The 3724-nt window shown below is 47.8% G+C and carries 1 protein-coding gene; it reads left to right on the forward strand.

What is annotated here, in order from left to right; all coding sequences use genetic code 11:
• Window positions 1-443: 443 nt before the first annotated feature.
• A partial coding sequence (locus tag KE626_RS34385) for a fibronectin type III domain-containing protein (protein ID WP_249207906.1) occupies window positions 444-3724 on the forward strand: 3281 nt, incomplete at its 3' end.

Consider the following 3724-nt stretch of genomic DNA (forward strand, 5'->3'; position numbering starts at 1 on the left):
CTGAAGGTCACCTCTACTACCGGTGAAACAAAGAGTGTGAAACTCCTGAAGCGACAATAAATGGTAAAATAAAAGATGGTAGTAACCGTTCCGGAAAGTTTCCGGAACGGTTTTTTTATGTCATTTTCTGCGTTACCCCCCAAAACCTGAGCGATTACCAAGAAATTTTGACGTTTCGCATAAAAACAAAGTGTCTTTTAATATAATCTTTTACCTTCGGACCCGAATCGGATATACCTGGATTTGTCATGTTCCCGGATATCCCTCTACCTTATCCTTCGACAAAGCCCTTACCGCTATTGAATAAATATCCATAGCTGGAATTAATTTTTACCATCTCCTCTGAACTACAGGTATTTCCGGGTTTCCGGATGCACCCCTGCTATATTATTTTCCTGCGGCTACCCAAAGTGGCCGGGGGTCACATAACATAACACACTTTCATGAATAGAACTTTACGCCGCTTGCTCCTTTTAGTGCTATGCTGGTTCAGCGCTCCCCAACTTTATGCGCAGACCGCACTAAACCCCAATGATCCGGTGATCACCTACAATGCCAGTCAACCACCCGCTGATCCTCAGTATGACAAGATCACGAAGTGGGTGAGAACAGTGAGAATGAGCTATAATACCGATTCCTATAAATGTTACATTTATAAGAACATGGCGTTCCGTCTTAAATTCCCTAAGACTTATGTTCCGGGAACAAGCGACGGCAAAAAATACCCTATCTACCTGTTCTTTCATGGAGTAGGCGAAAAAGGAACTATTTATGACAACGAATTCCATTTGCTATGGGGCGGCCAAACCTGGATGAACCGTGTGGATGCCGGAACATTTGATGGTTACGTTTTGTATCCTCAGAGCCAGGGTGGCTACTGGGGCCCCAATGATTATGATAATCTGAAAGAAGTAATAGACTCTGTCGTTACCAGCTGCAAGGGCGATCCGGATCGCTTGATCATAAATGGCTTATCTGCTGGTGGCTGGGGCACCTGGGAATTTACCCTGCGCTATCCGCAATTAACAGCAGCATCGTTACCGATGAGCGCCATGATAAATGATTATGCTAATCACATCGATACCTATAAATTTATCCCAATGTGGTTGTTCCAGGGTGGCCTTGATGGTAACCCTGCTCCGTATACCACCAACCAGGTAGTGGCCCAGATAAACGCCGCCGGCGCTAATTTCAAGCTGACCACTTATCCAAACGATGATCATAATACCTGGGTCGATGCCTGGAATGAGTCGGATTTCACACCGTTTATGCTCAGGGCAAACAGGTTAAATCCATACCCGCTATATGGCGCCACCACTTTTTGCCCCGGTGAAACTATCACTGCTGGTATATCTCCGGGTTACCTGCAATATGAATGGCAGAAAGATGGTGTGACCACCTATACCGGTACCTCTAACACCATTGCAGTGACCACGCCAGGTACTTACCGCGTGCGGGCACAGCTGCCAAACGGCTGGACAGGATGGTCACCCACTCCGTTGGTGATCACTTATAAACCAGCGACTCCGGCTCCGGTTATCACCACCTCGCCGGCGCTTGCAAGCAATGTATTACCGGCTCCCGATGGCACTACCAGCATTACCTTACAGGTACCCACTGGCATGGACTCCTACGAGTGGCTACGTGCAGGCACTGCCACTGTGATCGGCAACACCAATACGTTAACTACTTCCACTGCCGGCGCCTATGTGGTGCGTGTAAAATCTCCTAACAATTGTATTGGCGCTTATTCCGATACTTTCAGGATAGTTGGCAGCACAGGTGTTAACGGACCTGATCCTATCAGCAGCCTTGCGGTAAACAGCTTTACCAAAACGCAGATCGTACTTTCCTGGGTGGAAAATGCAACACCTGCCTATAATGAAAAATACTTTGAAATTTACCGGGCAACACAGGCGGGTGGCCCATATATTCTCGTAGGAAAAAATAACGCCAATGTCGTTACCTTCACGGATAACGGCCTTATTCCAAATACCAATTACTATTACAAAGTACGCCCGGTCAACGATTACGCTGCAGGCACGCTGTCTGCGGAAGTGAAAGGTACTACTGCAGTTGACAGCTCTGCTCCTTCTGCCCCTCCATCATTAGCCATCAGCAGCTTTACCAATAACCAGGTTATTTTAACGTGGACAGCTGCCAGCGACGACGCAGCCATCGCCGGTTACGACATCTATGCCAACAATGTACTTAAAACATCCGTTGGAAATGTACTGACAGCCACCGTAACCGGCCTTGCAGACGGTACCCTGTATAATTTCTATGTGAAGTCGAAAGATGTGTCGGGTAAAGCCTCCACGCCCAGCAACCAGGTAACTGTAAGAACCCTGAAGGCTAATCTTAACTATAAATACTACACAGGCGCCTATAGCAGTCTGCCAAACTTTAACAATCTTACGCCTGCGCAAACAGGTAAAGCTTATATACCTGATCAGTCAATAGTGCCTGCCGGCACCGCTACCAACTATGCCGTAATGTGGACCGGGTTTATCCGTATACCCGTTACCGGTACCTATAAGTTTGAAACCTATTCAGACGATGGCAGCAAGCTGTATTTCAATAAAACTTACAGCAGCAATGCCAGCTCCACTGTAAACAATGATGGGGCACATGCTGCACAATACGCATCAGGCTCTGTTACCGTGAATGCCGGTGTATACCCGATCACCGTTACCTACTTCCAGGCAACCGGCGGATCAGCTATGAACGTATACTGGACCAGCACACAGGCAGGTATTAACACCAGGACCTTAATACCTTCTGACGCATTTGTTGATACATCTGTGGTAAATGGGACGTCACCAACCGCACCAACAACCCTGGCGGTGGCAGTAAACAATTACAGTAAACTTAACCTGACCTGGGCAGATAAAAGTAATAATGAAACCGGTTTTGAAATATACAGGAGTGCCAGCAGCGGCGGAACATATGCCATTGTAGCCACTACAGCAGCCAACGCGGTAAGCTATACTGACACTGCCCTGCAGGCCACTACTGCTTATTATTATAAGATCCGTGCAATTGGTAATTATGGCGAATCTGCTTACAGCAATACTGCCAATGCCACCACAGCAGCCAAACCGCTGCCGCCGGCCGCTCCTACCAATCTTGCTACACAGGCTATTTCCACACAGATCGTGAAATTAACCTGGACAGATAACTCCACTATTGAAACCGCCTACGAAGTGCAACGGTCACTGGCCGACAGCACCCATTTCAGCGTACTAAAAGTATTGGGCGCCATCGCTTCCGGACCGGGCAGCTTCTCTGATTCATCACTGGCCGCCAATACGGTTGCCTACTACAAGGTAAGAGCATATGGTGAAGGTGGTTTCTCCGGTTCTACACCGGCAGTAAAGGGTAAATCATTGAACAACCCGCCGGTAATAGCTGATATCAGCAGTCAGACCATCCGTTATGGTACTACCCAAGGTATTCCGCTGTCGGCCTCTGATCCTGATAACGACCCGGTTACCTACAGTTTATACAATGCGCCTGCCTTTGTTACCCTGCAGCAAAACGCAGGTGTTACCTCCCTCAATCTTGCACCAACCGCGGCGCAACAGGGTACCTTCAACGGCATTGGCGTAATTGCAGCAGATAATAACGGAGGAAAAGATACCGCTTTCTTTAACCTGGTGGTAAACGATAACTATCCCCCGGTTATAGATTCTATTCCTGCACAGAGCGTAAACGAAAGCAT

This window comes from Chitinophaga hostae, from assembly GCF_018224885.1.
GTDB classification, from domain to species: Bacteria; Bacteroidota; Bacteroidia; order Chitinophagales; family Chitinophagaceae; genus Chitinophaga; species Chitinophaga hostae.